At 67.8% G+C, this 17,070-nt stretch carries 17 protein-coding genes and 1 pseudogene; 6 read left to right on the forward strand and 12 right to left on the reverse strand.

Annotated features, from left to right (window positions below):
• Nucleotides 1–31: 31 nt before the first annotated feature.
• From ACWZHB_RS16395 to ACWZHB_RS16405, 3 genes are all read right to left on the reverse strand, one after another.
• The gene (locus tag ACWZHB_RS16395; protein ID WP_427908796.1) at nucleotides 32–1,051 is read right to left on the reverse strand and encodes an esterase/lipase family protein; all 1,020 of its coding nucleotides are present in this window, start codon (nucleotides 1,049–1,051) and stop codon (nucleotides 32–34) included.
• A 62-nt stretch (nucleotides 1,052–1,113) separates the two neighbouring features.
• Nucleotides 1,114–1,791, reverse strand: a complete 678-nt coding sequence (locus tag ACWZHB_RS16400) for a PadR family transcriptional regulator (RefSeq protein ID WP_427908797.1) — start codon at nucleotides 1,789–1,791, stop codon at nucleotides 1,114–1,116.
• 136 nt (nucleotides 1,792–1,927) lie between these two features.
• Nucleotides 1,928–2,125: a hypothetical protein gene (locus ACWZHB_RS16405; protein WP_427908798.1), complete on the reverse strand. Its 198-nt coding sequence runs from the start codon at nucleotides 2,123–2,125 to the stop codon at nucleotides 1,928–1,930.
• A 58-nt stretch (nucleotides 2,126–2,183) separates the two neighbouring features.
• Here ACWZHB_RS16405 and ACWZHB_RS16410 point away from each other — a divergent pair, with 58 nt between their 5' ends.
• Nucleotides 2,184–3,566 (forward strand): flavin monoamine oxidase family protein, encoded by a 1,383-nt coding sequence (locus tag ACWZHB_RS16410; protein ID WP_427908799.1) that lies wholly within the window; start codon nucleotides 2,184–2,186, stop codon nucleotides 3,564–3,566.
• Here the strand turns inward: ACWZHB_RS16410 and ACWZHB_RS16415 are convergent.
• The gene (locus ACWZHB_RS16415) at nucleotides 3,553–4,149 is read right to left on the reverse strand and encodes a TetR/AcrR family transcriptional regulator (protein WP_427908800.1); all 597 of its coding nucleotides are present in this window, start codon (nucleotides 4,147–4,149) and stop codon (nucleotides 3,553–3,555) included. The two genes, ACWZHB_RS16410 and ACWZHB_RS16415, sit on opposite strands and share 14 nt — an antisense overlap.
• Before the next feature lie 126 nt (nucleotides 4,150–4,275).
• Between ACWZHB_RS16415 and ACWZHB_RS16420 the strand changes: the two are divergent.
• Nucleotides 4,276–5,283, forward strand: a pseudogene (locus ACWZHB_RS16420) (MMPL family transporter); the annotation flags it as partial.
• Nucleotides 5,284–5,480: 197 nt separating this feature from the next.
• Here ACWZHB_RS16420 and ACWZHB_RS16425 read toward each other — a convergent pair.
• Nucleotides 5,481–5,870: a hypothetical protein gene (locus tag ACWZHB_RS16425; RefSeq protein ID WP_427909402.1), complete on the reverse strand. Its 390-nt coding sequence runs from the start codon at nucleotides 5,868–5,870 to the stop codon at nucleotides 5,481–5,483.
• A 26-nt stretch (nucleotides 5,871–5,896) separates the two neighbouring features.
• Here ACWZHB_RS16425 and ACWZHB_RS16430 point away from each other — a divergent pair, with 26 nt between their 5' ends.
• The 4 genes from ACWZHB_RS16430 to ACWZHB_RS16445 all read left to right on the forward strand — a co-directional run bounded on the left by ACWZHB_RS16430 (nucleotide 5,897) and on the right by ACWZHB_RS16445 (nucleotide 9,702).
• Nucleotides 5,897–6,613, forward strand: a complete 717-nt coding sequence (locus ACWZHB_RS16430; protein WP_427909185.1) for an MMPL family transporter — start codon at nucleotides 5,897–5,899, stop codon at nucleotides 6,611–6,613.
• Between the two features lie 288 nt (nucleotides 6,614–6,901).
• Entirely contained in the window at nucleotides 6,902–7,933 is a 1,032-nt protein-coding gene (locus ACWZHB_RS16435; RefSeq protein WP_427908801.1) for an SDR family oxidoreductase, read from the forward strand.
• Nucleotides 7,934–8,003: 70 nt separating this feature from the next.
• Nucleotides 8,004–9,239 (forward strand): aspartate aminotransferase family protein, encoded by a 1,236-nt coding sequence (locus tag ACWZHB_RS16440; RefSeq protein ID WP_427908802.1) that lies wholly within the window; start codon nucleotides 8,004–8,006, stop codon nucleotides 9,237–9,239.
• 16 nt (nucleotides 9,240–9,255) lie between these two features.
• A complete protein-coding gene (locus tag ACWZHB_RS16445) occupies nucleotides 9,256–9,702 on the forward strand; it encodes a type II toxin-antitoxin system RatA family toxin (protein ID WP_427908803.1) in 447 nt (148 codons plus the stop codon).
• 60 nt (nucleotides 9,703–9,762) lie between these two features.
• On the opposite strand, the gene ACWZHB_RS16450 is transcribed toward ACWZHB_RS16445, so the two are convergent.
• The 7 genes from ACWZHB_RS16450 to mihF all read right to left on the reverse strand — a co-directional run bounded on the left by ACWZHB_RS16450 (nucleotide 9,763) and on the right by mihF (nucleotide 16,733).
• On the reverse strand, nucleotides 9,763–10,350 hold the full coding sequence (locus ACWZHB_RS16450) for a TetR/AcrR family transcriptional regulator (protein ID WP_427908804.1): 588 nt from the start codon (nucleotides 10,348–10,350) through the stop codon (nucleotides 9,763–9,765).
• Between the two features lie 141 nt (nucleotides 10,351–10,491).
• On the reverse strand, nucleotides 10,492–12,840 hold the full coding sequence (locus ACWZHB_RS16455) for a primosomal protein N' (RefSeq protein ID WP_427908805.1): 2,349 nt from the start codon (nucleotides 12,838–12,840) through the stop codon (nucleotides 10,492–10,494).
• Between the two features lie 14 nt (nucleotides 12,841–12,854).
• A complete protein-coding gene (gene metK / locus ACWZHB_RS16460) occupies nucleotides 12,855–14,066 on the reverse strand; it encodes a methionine adenosyltransferase (RefSeq protein WP_427908806.1) in 1,212 nt (403 codons plus the stop codon).
• A 204-nt stretch (nucleotides 14,067–14,270) separates the two neighbouring features.
• Nucleotides 14,271–15,488 carry a bifunctional phosphopantothenoylcysteine decarboxylase/phosphopantothenate--cysteine ligase CoaBC gene (gene coaBC, locus ACWZHB_RS16465; RefSeq protein ID WP_266290483.1) on the reverse strand — a complete coding sequence of 406 codons (1,218 nt, stop codon included), beginning with the start codon at nucleotides 15,486–15,488 and terminating at the stop codon, nucleotides 14,271–14,273.
• Between the two features lie 27 nt (nucleotides 15,489–15,515).
• The gene (gene rpoZ, locus ACWZHB_RS16470) at nucleotides 15,516–15,794 is read right to left on the reverse strand and encodes a DNA-directed RNA polymerase subunit omega (RefSeq protein ID WP_056810542.1); all 279 of its coding nucleotides are present in this window, start codon (nucleotides 15,792–15,794) and stop codon (nucleotides 15,516–15,518) included.
• A gap of 27 nt (nucleotides 15,795–15,821) precedes the next feature.
• Nucleotides 15,822–16,406: a guanylate kinase gene (gene gmk, locus ACWZHB_RS16475; protein WP_427908807.1), complete on the reverse strand. Its 585-nt coding sequence runs from the start codon at nucleotides 16,404–16,406 to the stop codon at nucleotides 15,822–15,824.
• Between the two features lie 6 nt (nucleotides 16,407–16,412).
• The gene (gene mihF, locus ACWZHB_RS16480; protein ID WP_056815410.1) at nucleotides 16,413–16,733 is read right to left on the reverse strand and encodes an integration host factor, actinobacterial type; all 321 of its coding nucleotides are present in this window, start codon (nucleotides 16,731–16,733) and stop codon (nucleotides 16,413–16,415) included.
• Between the last annotated feature and the right edge of the window lie 337 nt (nucleotides 16,734–17,070).

Here is a 17,070-nt window from a genome sequence, read left to right on the forward strand (position 1 = left end):
CCCCGCGAGGTGCTTCCGTCCAGCCCGGCCGTCAGGAGTTGCCCGCGATGATCACCTCGGGGATGCCGGTGCCGAGCGGGACCGGGGTACAGACCGGGGCGGGTGCCCGGACGGGGTCGAGGATGCGCTGCAGCAGCTGCTGCACGAAGGGGTCGTAGACCAGGTGGAAGTGGCCGGTCATGTCGTCGGCGCACAGGTCCTGCAGGACGAGGTTCTCCGCGCCCGCACCGCGCAGCGCGATGTTGGAGAACGGCTGGATCATCTCGTCGACCCGGCTGCCGACGGTGACGTAACGGACACCGGGCACGGTGTCACCGCCCGCGTTGAGCTCCACCATCAGCGGTTCCCCCTGCGCCTGCTGGACGGCCGCCGTGGAGGTGACTCTCGCGAACACGTCCATCATTCCCGGAACGGCCTGACCCACCGGCACCAGTCCGTACATGACACCGCCGTAGCTGGGCGAGGCCAGGCCGACCCAGGTCCCGACCTTCGGCGCACCACCGAGCTTGTTGACATAGAACCGGCTGACATTTGCCCCCTGCGAGAAGCCGACCAGATCGACCTTGGCCGCCTTGGTCGCGACGAGCACATCGTCGACGAACTGGGCGAGCTGAGCGAAACTGATCCGCATGTCCTCGGTGCCGTAGGTGTCGGCGCCCGGCGCCCCGCCGTAGTTCAGCGCGAAGACGCAGTAGCCGGCCGCTACCAGTTGCGGCCCGATTCCCGCCCAGTCGGAGTAGGCGCTCGAGTCGGTGCCGTGCACCAACACGATCGGCCGCGGGTGCTCGGCGCTCGGCGTACACCCGAAGTTGTTGAGGCCCACCGGAACCGAGTTCGGATGGGCATTGATGTAATGGGCGGCATCCAGGTGATCGGACTGCGCCGGACCCGCCTGCATCGGAATGACAGCGGGCCGATAGCCCGCCGGTTCAGCGGCGGCGATCGGCGCGAAAGACACACCGATCACCGCCGTGCAGGCGAGTGCCGCGACCGATACCGCGCCGCGCAATCGTGATGTTCCCCAACCCCACAACGTTCCCAGTTGTTCCATGACCCAAACATTTACTCCATGGGTCCGACAACCGCACGTCGGGAAGGCGGTTCACGACGCCCTCACTTCTCGGGGGTTGCGTCGCCCTCGGAGGTGACATCGTCCTCGGCGAGGATTCGATACAGCGCCCTGCGGGTCTCGGCGAGCACCTCGGCCGCCTTCGCCGCCTGCTGCGCGGTGCCGACCTGGGCCACCTGACCGACCGCGCCCATCACCTGTCCGACCAGCCCGCGCAGGTCCAGCGCCTGGGCGCCGACGTCCTGCTTGACCTCGGCCCACGGGTCGCCGAGATCCTCACGATGGGTCTCGACATAGGCCTTGCCCTCGTCGGTGAGCTGGGCGGTCTTGCGACCGGCCACCTTCTCGATGAGCACCAGACCCTCGTCCTCGAGCTGGGCCAATGCGGGGTAGATGGACCCCGGGCTCGGACGCCAGATGTCGTCGCTGCGGTCGCGGATCTGCTGGATCAGTTCGTAGCCGTGCATGGGGCGCTCGACGAGCAGTAGCAGCACCGCGGCCCGCACGTCACCGCGCCTGCCACGACCACCGCGGCCGCGTCCGCGACCGAAACCGGGACCGAATCCCGGTCCGAAACCTGGGCCGAAGCCCGGTCCGAACTCGGGGCCGTGCCCGTGTCGACCGCCGTGGCGGAACTGCTGACGGTCGGGACCGAATTCCCGGGGGCCCGGTCCGCGACCGCGCCGGAAGTGTCCGAATTCTCGTTGCTCTTGGTTATGCATGACAGCCTCCTGTGGCCTCTCGTTGTTCTTGACACTATCGACGATATATCGGCAATGCATCGAATGCAAGGAGTAATCCGAATTCCTGCCGGACCCGCCCCTGCCCCTTCGGCTCGCCGAACTGGTCGCCTCGCTGTCACTGGCCACCGACCTCGGGCTCGGCCAGCCGCAGGAACACGTCCTGCGCCAGACCGTTCTCGCCGTCCGGCTCGCGGACGATGGCGCGATCACCGACATCGACCTGTTGTGCCCAGGCTGGCAGCCAGTCGAGTGAGCCGAGGCGACACGATGCCCGACGCGCCGACTCCTTTCGCGTTTCACCCCGGCGGAACACACCGCACCCTAGGCTTGAACTGGACAAGCGTTCAGTCGAAGTTCACCGGAGGGTCGGCGTGACGGGTACCGATGTTTATGACGTTGTCGTGGTGGGGGCCGGACTGGCCGGGCTGGCCGCCGCGCGAGAACTCACCGCCAAGGGCCGTCGCGTCCTGGTTCTCGAGGCACGCGACCGGGTCGGTGGCCGCACACTCAACGAATCCATCGGCGACGGCAATGTCGTGGAGGTCGGCGGCCAGTGGGTAGGCCCGACACAGGATCGCGTGCTCGCCCTGATCGACGAACTGGGCCTGAGCAGGCACGCCACCTACAACGAGGGCCTGGCCCAGATCGAATTCGGCGGCCGCACCAAGCGCTACCGCGGCGCGATCCCCCCGCTGCGCCCGATGGCGCTGGCCGATGTCGCCCAAGCTCAGGTGCGCCTCGACCGGATGGCCCGGACGGTGCCGCTCGACGCGCCATGGACCGCCCGGCGCGCATCCGTATGGGACGCACAGACTTTCGACAGCTGGCTGCGCCGCAATGTCCGCACGAAGGGCGCGCGTGAGGTATGCACGCTGGTCTGCCAGGCGGTATTCGCGGCCGAACCCGCCGATATCTCACTGCTGCACTTTCTGTTCTACCTACACTCCGGTGGCGGCATCGACCGGCTGATCTCCACCGTCGACGGCGCCCAGCAGTGGCGCATCGTCGGCGGCTCGCAGCGCATCGCGCAGCGGATGGCCGAAGATCTCGGCGACGCGGTCGAACTGTCCGCACCGGTGCGGCGCATCGAGACCACCGACTACGACGTCACCGTCGTCGCCGACGGTCGCACGGTCCGCGCGAGCGCGGTGATCGTGGCCATCCCGCCGACCCTGACCAGCCGCATCGCCTACGACCCACCATTGCCGGGACACCGAGACCAGTTGGTACAGCGCTACATTCAGGGCTCGGTCGTGAAATGTATGGCCGTGTACGCCGAGCCGTTCTGGCGCCGCGACGGGCTCAACGGCCAAGCGACCAGCGACGTCGGCCCGGTGAAACTCTGTTACGACAACTCACCACCCGACGCCAGCAAAGGTGTGCTGCTCGGCTTCCTCGAGGCTGGCCATGCCCGCCGCCTCGGGCAGCTGCCCGCCGCCGACCGTAAAGCTGAGGTGCTCGCGTGTTTCGCGCGCCACTTCGGGCCCGCGGCCGCCGAACCCGAACAGTTCGTCGAGAAGGACTGGAGCCAGGAAGAGTGGTCGAGGGGCTGCTACGGCGGTTACCTGCCACCCGGCGCCTGGACCGCCTATCACGACACCGTGCGCGTCCCGATCGGCCGAATCCATTGGGCGGGAGCGGAATCCGCGACCGTATGGAACGGCTACATGGACGGCGCGCTCACCTCGGGCGAACGCGCCGCCACCGAAGTCCACACCCTGCTCGACGCCGGGGCACGCCTCATTCCCGGGTGAGGATCTCCCAGATCCATTCCGCGACAACCGGCGCCGGCGTGTCGGGCAATCGCTCGAGCCAGTGCGTGAGCACCGCGAGCATCGCGCCCGCCAGCGCCGCCGCGTCCACCTCGATCGGCACGCCCGAGACCACCGGCGCGTGCTCACCGAGCAACCGGATGCCCTCGGCGAGGATGGTCGCGATCCGCCGGGTCAGCCGGGCGTGCACCGCCGCCGAGCCGTGCGCGCCCAGCACATTCCGGTAGAGCTGGGCATGATCGGCGATGTGCTGGACGTAGCCGATCAGGAATTGCGGCGGCTGGTCGGGTAGACCGTCGTCGAAGCCGCCCTCGCGCAGCGAGATGCCCGCGTCGAGCGCGTGCCGTTCGATCGCGTCGGCGAGCAGCGTCTCCTTGTCGGTGTAGTGGTCGTAGAAGGTGCTGCGGCTCACGCCCGCACGACCGGTGATGTCGGAAATGGCGATGCCGTCGACCGGGCCTTCGAGTCCGAGCTCGAGGATCGCGTCCTGGAGTAGACCGCGGCTGCGCAACACCCGCGGATCGTCGGAGGTCGGCTTGCGCCCGGCCGGCTGCGTTCGAATCACATCTCCACCTTCACATCCACGGGTCGTTGTGTCGCGCGACACGTTGACGTCCGCCGGGCGACCGGGCTTATCCTACACATGTAGGTAATCAGCCAGTTGTAGGTTAAATACCCTGGAGGGGTAACCATGGCGCGGGCTCTCTATCGCCTCGGCGATCTCTGTTTTCGCAATCCGTGGTGGGTGGTCGCCGTTTGGTCACTCATCGCCACTGCCGTCGCACTCGTCGGAATCACCTTGGGCGCCAGGGTTTCCGATCGGTTCGACATTCCCGGCACCGAATCCGACCGCGCCCAGATCGTGCTGAAGGACAGCTTCGGCAAGGGCGCACCGACTACGCAGGGCGAAGCGCCCGCCCGGCTCGTCGTGCGGGCACCCGACGGCAAACCGCTGCCGCTGACCCAGATCGATGCCGAACTGGCGACGCTGAGCGGCACACCCGGCATCGATGGCGTCACCCCGGCCGTGTTCGCGGTGTCCGAGAAGGGCGACGTCACCTTCGTCGACATCACCTTCGCCACCCCGGTGAACCCGACCGCGAAGCAGTCCGTGGAAACGGTCCACAACCGGTTGAGCGCGCAGGGACTGCGGCCGATGCTCACCGGCGGCCCGTTCTACACCGAGGCCTCGTTCGTCGGGCCGTCCGAGGCGGTCGGTGTGGCGATCGCGATGGCCGTTCTGGTCATCACCTTCGGTTCACTCCTCGCCGCGGGGTTGCCGTTGCTGCTCGCGCTGGTCGGAGTCGGTATCGGCACCGGTGGCGTGGTCGCGGCCTCCACGCTGTTCGACGCGTCGTCGGCCACGTTGGCACTGTCGCTGATGCTCGGTTTGGCGGTCGGTATCGACTACACGCTGTTCATCGTGTCGCGACACCGTCAGCAGCTGGCCGAGGCGATGCCGGTGCGTGAATCGGCGGCGCGATCGATCGGAACGGCGGGCAGCGCGGTCGTTTTCGCCGGCGCCACCGTGCTGATCGCCCTGTGCGGCTTGGCGATCGCGCGGATCCCGTTCCTCACCGGGATGGGTCTGGCGGCGGCAGCGAGCGTCGGCGTCGTTGTGCTGCTGGCGATTACGCTGCTGCCCGCGATTCTCGGCTTCGCCGGCGAGCGATTGATTCCGCGTGGGCGGGGCCTGGCCTCGATCGTGGCGGCACAGCGGCCCAACCGCTGGGGCGACACGGTGACCAAGCGGCCGATCCTCACCCTGCTGGCGGGCATCGGCGTGCTCGCCGTCATCGCACTGCCCGCGCTCGGACTGCGTCTCGGCTTGCCCAACGCGGGCCAGGAGCCGACCGATACCGTCGCGCGACAGTCCTACGATCTGCTCGCCAAGGCCTACACACCCGGCCTGAACGGGCCGCTCGTGGCGGTGGTGCAGGGCGAACCGGGCCGGATACAGGCACAGACCAAGGCCGCGATCGAGCAGATCACCGCGCTGCCCGGCGTCGCGATGACGCTGCCGCCGGAGGTCAACGCCGCCGCGGACACCGCCCAGTTCGTGGTCGTCCCGACCACCGAGCCCAGCTCGGAAGACACTGCCACGCTGGTGAAGTCGATCCGGCGCGGCGGGGCGATTCCATTCCATTCCATTCCATTCCATTCCATTCCATTCCATTCCATTCCATTCCATTCCATTCCATTCCATTCCATTCCATTCCATTCCATTCCATTCCATTCCATTCCATTCCATTCCATTCCATTCCATTCCATTCCATTCCATTCCATTCCATTCCATTCCATTCCATTCCGACCTGCGGGCCGAGCACGGTGCGACCCTGCACCTGACGGGCGAGACGGTGATCGCGATCGACGTGGCGCGCAAGCTCTCCGCCGCGTTGGCACCGTTCCTGATCGTCGTCGTCGGCCTGGCCCTGACACTACTGATGCTGGCATTCCGTTCACTGCTGGTTCCGCTCACCGCGGCACTGGGCTTCCTGCTCTCCCTGGCCGCGGCGCTCGGCGCGACCACGGCGGTCTATCAGTGGGGATGGCTGGGTTCGGTCCTCAATGTGCACCATCCGGCACCGATTCTGGCGTTCCTGCCGATCCTGCTGATCGGTGTGCTGTTCGGGCTGGCGATGGACTATCAGGTGTTCCTGGTGTCGCGGATGCGCGAGGCCTACGTCACCGGAGACAGTTCCGCGCTCACCGCGGTGCGCACCGGTTACGCCCACAGCGTGCGGGTGGTCGCGGCGGCGGCGGTGATCATGATCGCGGTTTTCGCCGGATTCCTGTTCAGCCACAACACCATGATCGGCCCGATCGGGTTCGCGATGGGCGTGGGCGTGCTGTTCGACGCGCTGATCGTGCGGATGACCCTGATCCCCGCCGTGATGGCGCTGCTCGGCCGCTGGGCGTGGTGGTTGCCGGGCCCGCTGGAGCGGTTGCTGCCGCACGTCGACATCGAGGGTGAGTCACTGCCGAAGGTGACCGGCAGCCGACCGGAGCGTGAAGTCGTCACGGCCTGAGCGGATTTCACCCGCGTCGACGACGCCCGGCGAGTTTCGCGCCGGGCGCCGTTGACGTGGGCTTTCACGGCTTCCGAGGCGGAAAATCACACGGTCGCCGATCGCACCGGGAAATGGCCCGATCGCCTCCCCGAGTTCATCTGGACGTCACCGGAAATCGAAATCCATTGGGCTACTTTGGATTTCGCGGAGGTCACAACGACGTAACACATCCGCTTCTCGGGTCCACCGAACTACTACCGGGTGCACGACGAATTCGTTCGTTCCCCGCCCCGGAGTGGAGGGAACATGAGCATCAACCGTGAGTCCACTTTCCTGATCACCGGCGCGTCCGGCGTCATCGGCGGCGCACTGGTCGAACTACTGCCCGACCATCGCATCTACGCCGTCGGCCACAGCAAGACCGGGGCCGCGCGTCCCGGTGTCACCTGGCTCAGCGGCGACATCCGACAGCCCGACCTCGGTCTCGGCGACGACTACCAGCGCATCGCCGACGAGGTCGACCGGGTCATCCACGTGGCGGCCATGGTCGACTTCAATCGGGACGAAGAGACCATCCGCTCGATCAACGTGAACGGCACGCGCAATGTGCTGCGGTTCTGCGAGGTCGCCGGCGCCGATCTGGTGCACACCAGTTCGTCGTTCGTCGCCCGCGCCGAGTCGGCGCTGGTCGTCACGGGCACCGGGTGTGCCGACGGTCGCGACATGTACCTGCGCTCCAAGATCGACGGCGAAGCGGCGGTGCGCGAGTCGGGCGTGCCCTACGTGATCGCTCGTCCGTCGTTGCTCATGGGCGATTCGGCGACCGGGCAGATCATCCGCCACCAGGGCCTGCACACCTTCCTCGGCGCCTACGTCAAGGGCGCACTGCCGTTCGTGCCGTTCAGCGACACCGCCCAGGTCGACTTCCTCGCCCAGGATGTCGTCGCGTCGGCGCTGGCCCGCCTCGCCACGGCCGACACCGACGGCTCGGAGTACTGGCTCACCGCCGGTGACCACGCCATCGAGACCGGCGCGATCGTCGAGCTGTGCCGTGAGCTCTACGGCGCCGAGGGCACCGAGCTCGACAGCCCGCGCTACTTCCAGATCGAGGCGGTGCAGCGATTGATCCTGCCGATGCTCGGCGATGTGCTCGACGCCAAGGCACGCAAGAAGTTCGACAATCTGCTCGCCATGGCGTCGCTGTTCACCGACGCGCCGTTCGAATCCAGTCTCGGCACCGGTCCGTTCGTCGGTATCCAGCCGAGTCTGGACACCGCGCGCGATCTGCTGACCCGCACCGTGCGCGCGTACTGGCTACCCGAGACGGTCGCGGCATGAGCGGTCAGCGCCCGGAGGCGGCCGCCTGTGTAACCACGGAGGGAGCCCGAGCATGCCGAATGGAGACAGCATGACCATCGAACGCGCCGAGATCGTCGAGCTCTATCGGGCACATCTGGGTCGTGGGCGCGCGGCCCTGGCCGAATTCGTGAGCGCACCGGTCGAAGTGGCCTCGCACGGCGCGATCGTCGAGACCGCCGACGGCCGTTCCTTCATCGACTGCGGCGGGTATGCGGTGTTCCTGCTCGGGCACTGCCCCGAGCCGGTGGTGGCCGCGGTGGTCGAACAGGTACGCACCCACCCCCTGGCGACCCGGCTGCTCTTGGAGCCCAAGGTCGCCGAGGCCGCTCGGGCGCTGGTGTCGATCGCGCCGGAGGGGCTCGAGTCCGTCGCGTTCCTCAATTCCGGCGCCGAGGCCACCGAGCTCGGGCTCAAGATCGCCCGCGCACATGGCAAGGACCGGCTGATCACCATGCTCGGCGGGTACCACGGCAAGACCACCGGCGCACTGGCGGTGACGCCGAAACCGGAGTACCAGCGCCGTTTTCAGCCGTTGCTGTCCGCCACCGCGATTCCCTACGACGACATCTCGGCACTCGAGGCCGAGCTCGTCGCGGCCGAGGGACGCGGGGCGGTCATCCTGGAACCGATCCAGGGTGAGGGCGGCGTCGTCATCCCGCAGCCGGGTTATCTCGCCGCCGTGCAGCGGTTGTGCCGGGCCAACGACGCGTTCCTGATCGTGGACGAGATCCAGACCGGCCTCGGCCGCACCGGCACGATGTGGGCGCACCAGCCCGAGATCGATTGCCCTGACGTGCTTTTGGTGGGCAAGGCGCTGTCCGGTGGCGTGGTTCCGGTCTCGGCGGTGCTCGCCACCGCCACGGCGTTTCGGCCCTTCGCCGATGACCCGACACTGCACTCGTCGACCTTCGGCGGGTCACCCCTGGCAGCGGCGGCCGTGATCGCCACGGTCGGTGCGCTCGTCGCCGGTGACACCGCCGCACGCGCGGCGGAACTGGGTGAGCGGATGCTCGCCACGGTCGGTGACCTGTGCGCGCAGTACGTGGGCCGCACCGTCCGCGAGGTACGCGGTCGCGGCCTGCTCATCGGCATCGAGTTCACCCGGCCCGATCTGGCCGCCGAGCTGGTCACCGATCTGCTCGCACACGGGGTGATCGTCAATCACTCGCTCGGTGCGAGTGCGGTCGTGCGGCTCACCCCGCCCGCCGTGCTCACCGACGACCAGGAGCGCACCGTCCTGGTCGCCCTCGACAACGCACTCACCGCACTACTCGCACACGTCTGATCACAGGAGTTCTGCCATGCCTACTGTTTCGCTCAGCCGACGCATCGAGAACATCGACGCCGACACGGTTTTCGCTCAGCTCAAGGATCTCGACAGCTACCCCCACATCGCCGACGGTGTGCAGCAGGTCGAGGTGAACTGGGATGCCGACGGTGGCGCCGCCACCAGCGAGTGGGAGGTCCGTTTCCGTGACGGCTCGCTGCGCTGGACCGAACGCGACCTGTTCGACACCGCCGCCCGCACCTACTCGTTCGTCCAGGTCGCCGGCGATCTGGTCGCGTTCGAGGGCCGCTGGGAGGTGGCCGCCGACGGCGCCGACGCCGTGGTGAGCTTCGACGCCGATTTCGATCTCGGCATGCCGAGCCTGGCCGCCATGCTCGACCCGATCGCCACCCGCGCCCTGCACGACAACATCGACGAGCTGATGACCGCCATCAGCGCGTCGGTAGCCGTCGGATCCTGATCCAAGCCATCTGACCAGGCGTTCTGCCGAGCCCAACGACGTGCCCGGCAGAACGCGCCCCTATTTCCGGGCCAGCTCGTCGATCCATCGCTCCAGCCGCGCCCCCTCGGTGACCATCAGCTCCGGGTCACGGAAGGTGTTGGTGAGCAAGGAGATTCCCTGATAGGCGGCGACGAACGCGATCGCGAGCTCGTCGGCATCGGCGCGGCCCAGCTCGGCGAACTGCTCGCGCGCCCACTCCACGAGTAGCCCGATCACCCGCGCCGGTTCCCCACCGAAGGCATCCTCGCGCTTGTCCAGTTCGGCGGCGAGTGAACCGGTCGGGCAACCGAATCGTGCCGCCATCTCCCGTTGCTCGACCCAGCTGCGCACCATCGCCTTCAATTTCTCGGCAGGGCCGGGCAGCTCCGCGAGCTCGGCGACAGCTCCCACCAGCACCTGTCCGTGCAGCTCGATGACCGCGGCGATGAACTGGTCTTTGGTTTTGAAGTAGTAGTAGACATTGCCGACCGGCACGTCGGCCTCGCGCGCGATATCCGCGATCGTCGTCTTCTCGATGCCCTGCTGGTAGAACACGCGCATCGCCGCTTGGACCAGGCGTTGCTGCTTCCCGATCGGGGGTCTGACCTGCGCGTCCGATTCAGTCATACAACTAACTATAGAGTGAGCAGGTCAGGCGCCGTCGCCCGAGGAACTCGCCCCGTCTCCCTGACGACCGTCACGGCCGCGCAGCCACCCCGGACGCCCACTGGGCACAACGCGATCGGGCGATGTAGGCCTAGGCGCGGATCACCCGATATCGACCGGGTCTATCTGCACCCGCAGCGGCGCATCGGACCGGTGCGTGCTGCGCACCGCCTGCGCCGCGGTCAACGCGCGGGCGAGCGGAGCGCCATCGGACCGGGCCACGCGCAACAGCATTCGTTCGACTTCGGCCGGAGAGTCGCTGCCCGAGAAGGGTTTACGCGCGGTCGGTGGTAGCGGGACGGGACCGAGGATCTCGGTGCCGTCGGGAAGTTCCGCGGCGTCGAGTAGTTCGGCGATCGAATCGGTCGTCCCGTCCACGGCCGCCAGCCGAATCGCCGGCGGAAACCCGACTTCGGCCCTGGCGTCGAGTTCGGCGGCGGCGTGGTTGACCGGGTCCCAGCGCACCAGCGCCTGCACGGTCGGCAGGGAGGGCTCGGCCATGACGATCACCTGGCCGCGCGGGCGGACCAAGGCGGCGGCACCCATCCAGCGGCGCAGGGTGTCCTCGCTCGCGCGCAGGTCGGCGCGGCCGAGTAGGGCCCATCCGTCGAGCAACAGCGCCACCCCGTAGCCACCGGGAACGAGCGGCTCGGCGCCGACCGTCGCGACGACCACCTGGGCGCCGGGTTCGACGGTGTCGAGTACCTCCCCGCCTCCCGAGGCCCGGATCGGAACCCCCGAGAACGCACGCCCGAGTTCCTCCGCGGTCCGGGCCGCCCCGATCACGGTCGCCCGCAGCGCTCGCGCCCCACACGCCTGACAGCGAAACGCGGCCTCGGTGATCCCACACCACTTGCACTGCGGACTCGCCGCTTCCCCATTCGTGGAGTGCGGCAACGCCAACGGGCCGTTGCAGTGCCGACACCGCGCGGGTGTCCGGCACTTCGCGCAGGCAAGCGACGGAACGTACCCCCGCCGCGGCACCTGCACCAGCACCGCCACGTTCTCCTTGATCGCCGACCGTGCCGCGGCGAACGCCACACCGGGCATCCGCACCGACCGCGCCAACGCATCCCGCTCCAGCGCGAAATCGCTGTCGCCGGGCGCGCTGATCCTGGGCGTCACCTCACGCAACACGTGACGTTCCGCGAGAAGGTCACGTGCCCAACCGGATTCGACGACCGCCTGAATCTCGGCCGTCCGCGCGAACCCGGCGGCGACGAACGCGGCTCCTGTCTCGTGCGCCCGCAACATCGCCACCTCACGAGCATGCGGATAGGGCGAGCGCGGCTCGGCGTAGGTGTCGTCGCCGTCGTCCCACATCGCGATCAACCCGAGATCCCGTGCGGGCGCGAACACCGCCGCCCGAGTCCCCACCACGATCCGCGCCTGCCCCCGTAGCACCGCCAGCCACCGCCGATACCGCGCCGCGGGCCCCAATCCGGCCGACAACCCGACGGCCCGATCCCCCACCAGCGCAACACATTCGGCGAGCAATCGATCGAGATCCCGCTGATCCGGCACCATCAACACCGCACTGCGCCCGGCGGCCACCACCGTCGCCGCCAACTCCGCCAACCGCGCCGCCCAGTCCTCCCCCGGCAACGCCTGCCACGCCGCTCGCGCACCCCTACCTTGCGCCACTGCGCTGACAAAGCCCATGCCGTGCGCATACCGACCCCACGCCGACGCGTCGACCTCAGGAGACGGCGAATCCGACCCACCTGCTGCCACTGCGCCGACCACCGTGGTCGAATCGCCGACGTTGTCCGAACCCACCGAGGCCGAGCCGTCCGCACCGGTGGAGCTGTTCACACCGGTAGACGCACCCTCACCGTTCAAGCCGACCGCTGCGGTCGAGCCAGCCGCTGCGGTCGAGCCGGCTGCTGCGGTCGAGCCAGCTGCTGCGGTCGAGCGCGAAAGATGCTCGACATCAACCGCTCCCGGCGCCGCGATGCCCGCGCCTTGCTCATCGGCGGCGGGTGACTCCGCCTGCTCGGACGTCGAATCATCGGCGGTAACGACAACGTCGGACGCCGAACGCGCCGACTTCTTCACGACATCGGCCTTCTTCGTGCCGCCGGTTTCGGTGCGGGCGTGACGCGGGGGAATCGCCAGGCGAAGGACATCGGCGCGCGTCCCCGCATAGCGGGCGGCGACAGCAGTGGCCAGTCGCAGAATATCCGGGGTGAGGACGCGTTCCGCGGAGACGACGCGTTCGAGCGACATCATCTTGCCGGTGTGGTCGCTGTGTGGGAGCCGCTCCAGCAGGTAACCGTCGACGAGGCGACCGGCGAACCGCACGCGCACCCGCACGCCCGGTTGCGCGATCTCGTCCAGTTCGGCGGGGACGAGGTAGTCGAAGTCGCGGTCGAGGTGGGCAGGCGAAAGCAGCGGGAGCACCCTCGCGATGGGGTGTCCCGCTGCTGTCGATGAATCGTCCGCTGTCACGCGGTCCGTGACTACTACAGGCCGACGGCCGCGCGCAGCTTGTCGGCGCGGTCCGTGTGCTCCCAGGGCAGGTCGACATCGGTGCGGCCGAAGTGGCCGTAGGCCGCGGTCGGCGCGTAGATCGGGCGCAGCAGGTCGAGATCACGGATGATCGCGCCCGGACGCAGGTCGAAGACCTCGGAGATGGCGGTGGAGATCTTGGTCGGGTCGATCTTCTCGGTGCCGAAGGTCTCGACGAACAGACCGACCGGGGCCGACTTGCCGATCGCGTACGCGACCTGCACCTCGACGCGATCCGCCAGGCCCGCGGCCACGACGTTCTTGGCGACCCAGCGCATGGCGTAGGCGGCCGAGCGGTCGACCTTCGACGGGTCCTTGCCGGAGAACGCGCCGCCACCGTGGCGGGCCATGCCGCCGTAGGTGTCGACGATGATCTTGCGGCCGGTCAGGCCCGCGTCGCCCATCGGTCCACCGAGCACGAACTTGCCGGTGGGGTTGACCAGCAGCCGGATGTCGGAGGTGTCGAGGCTGGGCAGGTTCAGATCGCCGATGACGGCGTCGACGACCTTCTCGCGGATATCGGGGGCGAGCAGGTTGTCCAGGTCGATATCGGCGGCGTGCTGGGTGGAGATGACGACTGTGTCGAGCCGGACCGGGCGGTCACCCTCGTATTCGATGGTGACCTGGGTCTTGCCGTCGGGACGCAGATAGGGCAGCACACCCGACTTACGCACCTCGGTCAGCTTGCGCGAGAGCCGGTGCGCGAGCGCGATCGGCAGCGGCATCAGCTCGGGCGTGTCGATGGTGGCGTAGCCGAACATCAGGCCCTGGTCACCGGCACCCTGGCGCTCGATCGCGTCGTCGGAACCGCCGACGCGCGCCTCGTGCGAGGTGTCGACACCCTGGGCGATATCGGGCGACTGAGCGCCGATCGCGATGTTGACACCGCAGGAGTTACCGTCGAATCCCTTTGCGGAGGAGTCGTATCCGATCTCGAGGACCTTCTCGCGCACGATCCGCGGGATGTCGGCGTAGGCGGAGGTGGTGACCTCGCCCGCGACATGGACCTGCCCCGTGGTGACCATGGTTTCCACCGCGACCCGGCTGCTCGGGTCCTCCGCGAGCAGTGCGTCGAGGATGGAATCGCTGATCGCGTCACAGATCTTGTCCGGATGCCCCTCGGTCACGGACTCACTGGTGAATAGCCGACTACCTGTCGTACGCACAGTTATTCCCTCTCCCTCAACGGGTTACTCGTTCGGCTTGTGACGGTAACTTCTCGGTGTTACCGCGCAACCCTTCTCATCAAGACTATTCCAAACCACCGACATGGTGGCGAGTAAATACCAAGCCACCCCGCGAACACCCGCGCGGACGGTACACTGCGCGACCATCGTTGTAGCGCAACAGCTTTCGCGTGAACTACCCGGTCAGCGCAGCAACGGGACCAGCGCGTCGAGCACCCGGCTGGCCAGCAACGCCTTCGAACCGTGATCGAGGGCCTGTTCGGTGCCGTCGGCACCGAGCAACCAGCCGTCGTTGGTGTCGACCTCGAACGCCTTGCCCTCGCCGACCGCGTTGACCACGAGCAGATCGCAGCGCTTGCGTGCCAGTTTCGCGCGGGCGTGGGTGAGCACGTCGCCGTTGTCGTCACCGGTCTCGGCGGCGAAACCGACGATCGCGGTACCGGCGAGCCGTCCCTCGGTGCGGGCCTCGACCAAGCCGGCGAGGATGTCCTCGTTCTTGGTCAGCGGGATCACGTCGGGTTCGTCGGCGCCCTTCTTGATCTTCGCGGCGGCCACATGGGTCGGACGGAAATCGGCGACCGCGGCAGCCATGATCACCGCGTCGGCGCCGAGCGCGTGCTTGTCGACGGCGGTCTTGAGCTGGTCGGCGGTGGTGATGTGGACCAGTTCGACCGCGGCGGGTGGCGCGAGCTCGATGGTGTTGCCCGCGATCAGCGTCACCTGGGCACCACGCTGGGCGGCGACCCTGGCCAGGGCGTAGCCCTGCTTGCCGGAGCTGCGGTTGCCGAGGAAGCGCACCGGGTCGAGGGGTTCCCTCGTGCCACCGGCGGTGATCACCACGCGGCGACCGGTCAGGTCGCGCGGCAGCGCGTCGGCACGTTCGAGCAGCAGCGAGGCCAGACCGAAGATCTCCTCCGGTTCCGGCAGCCGTCCCGGACCCGTGTCGGTGCCGGTGAGTCGGCCCGACGCGGGCGACATCACGTTGGCGCCGTGCGCGCGCAGAGTCGCGACATTGGCCACCGTGGCCGGGTGCTCCCACATCTCGGTGTGCATCGCGGGCGCGAACAGCACCGGACATCGGGCCGTCAGCAAGGTGGCGGTGAGCAGATCGTCGGCGCGCCCCTGTGCGGCGCGCGCCATCAGATCCGCGGTGGCGGGGGCGATGACGACGAGATCGGCCTCCTGGCCGATCCGCACGTGCGGCACCTCGGGCACGTCGGCGAACACCGTGGTGTGCACCGGCTGACCGGACAGCGCCTCGAAGGTCGCCTTACCGACGAACTGCAGAGCCGACTCGGTGGGAATGACCCGCACCTGATGTCCGGTCTCGGTGAAACGGCGAACGAGGGCACACGCCTTGTAGGCGGCGATGCCCCCGCCGACCCCGACGACGATCCGCATGGTCTTACGCCTCCGGAGTAGAGATTGTCACTCGCCCTCGGTGTGTTCGAGCAGGTCGGAGTGGATTTCGCGCATGGCGACCGACAGCGGCTTCTCCTGCAGACCCGGCTCGACGAGCGGGCCGACGTACTCGAGGATGCCGTCACCGAGCTGGTTGTAGTAATCGTTGATCTGACGGGCGCGCTTGGCCGCGTAGATCACCAGGGCGTACTTGGACGACGTGCGCTCGAGCAGCTCGTCGATCGGGGGGTTGGTGAGGCCGATCGGGGTGTCGTACGCGGGTACTGCGGTGATGTCTGTACTCACTAGGAGTGGCTCCTGCGGGTTAGTGGGTCAAGAACTCGAATTTGTGCTAACGAACAACGATACCAACTGCTCACAAGCAGTGGTTACCTCGCTGTTCACGATGACCGTGTCGAACTCGTCACGGGCCGCCAATTCGACCCGGGCGGTCTGGAGCCTGCGCTCGATCACCTCGGGTGTCTCGGTGCCGCGCGAACGCAACCGCGAGACCAGTTCTTCCCAGCTCGGCGGCGCGAGAAACACCAGAAGTGCCTCGGGCATCGCCTGCCGGACCGACCGTGCACCGGCCAGGTCGACTTCGATCAGTACCGAAAGTCCGCTCGCCAGCGCTGCTCGCACCGGGGCGGCGGGGGTGCCCGATCGCTGCAACCCCCCATGGATGTCTGCCCATTCGAGCAGCTCGTCCGCCACGATCATGGCGTCGAACTCGGCTCGGGAAACAAACCGGTAATCGCGACCGTCGACCTCGCCGGGACGGGGGTCCCGCGTCGTGGCCGACACACTGAAAACCAGTTCGGGCAGGCGTTCCCGCACGCACCGTACGACCGTGGATTTACCCACGGCCGAGGGGCCGACCAGTACTACCAGCCGGCCCTTCCGCGTGTTTTTGTCCACCAGACTTTAGGCGTCGAAGTCGAAGCGGGTGAGCAGCGCAGCGCGCTGCCGGGCACCGAGACCACGGAGACGACGCGTAGGCGCGATCTCCAGCTCGGTCATGATTTCGGCCGCCTTGACCTTGCCCACCTTCGGCAGAGCCTCGAGCAGCGCAGAAACCTTCATCTTGCCGAGAATCTCATCGGACTCGGCGTCGGTGAGGACCTGCTTCAGGTTCGTTCCACCGCGCTTCAGGCGCTCCTTGAGCTCTGCCCGAGCGCGGCGAGCGGCAGCCGCCTTCTCCAGAGCAGCGGCGCGCTGCTCATCAGTCAGCTGGGGAAGGGCCACGGGTTCCTCCGTCTCATCGTTCATTGCCAGATCTACCGCCGGTTACCCGGACGGTCTGTGCGACCGTACCCACGGTGCGCGCCGATTGCGAACCCGACCCCCAGGTCAGGGCAGGATTACGGATGCCGTATGGCGCGCGCGGACTCGATGCGGTGACGGCCGATTCCCACGCCTCGATCGTACCGCCGAATTCCTAAAATGCATCCTCACCTGCGGTTATACCGATATGGGCGATGATAGCCACCGGGTAGCGTGAGGGCCAGGTGCCGCCCTGGCAAACCCGGCGGCGCGCGACCAGCGGGTTTCCTGAAAAAGCCCGCGTGTCGCTCGATTTCGT

The sequence above is a fragment of the Nocardia sp. FBN12 genome (assembly GCF_054031145.1).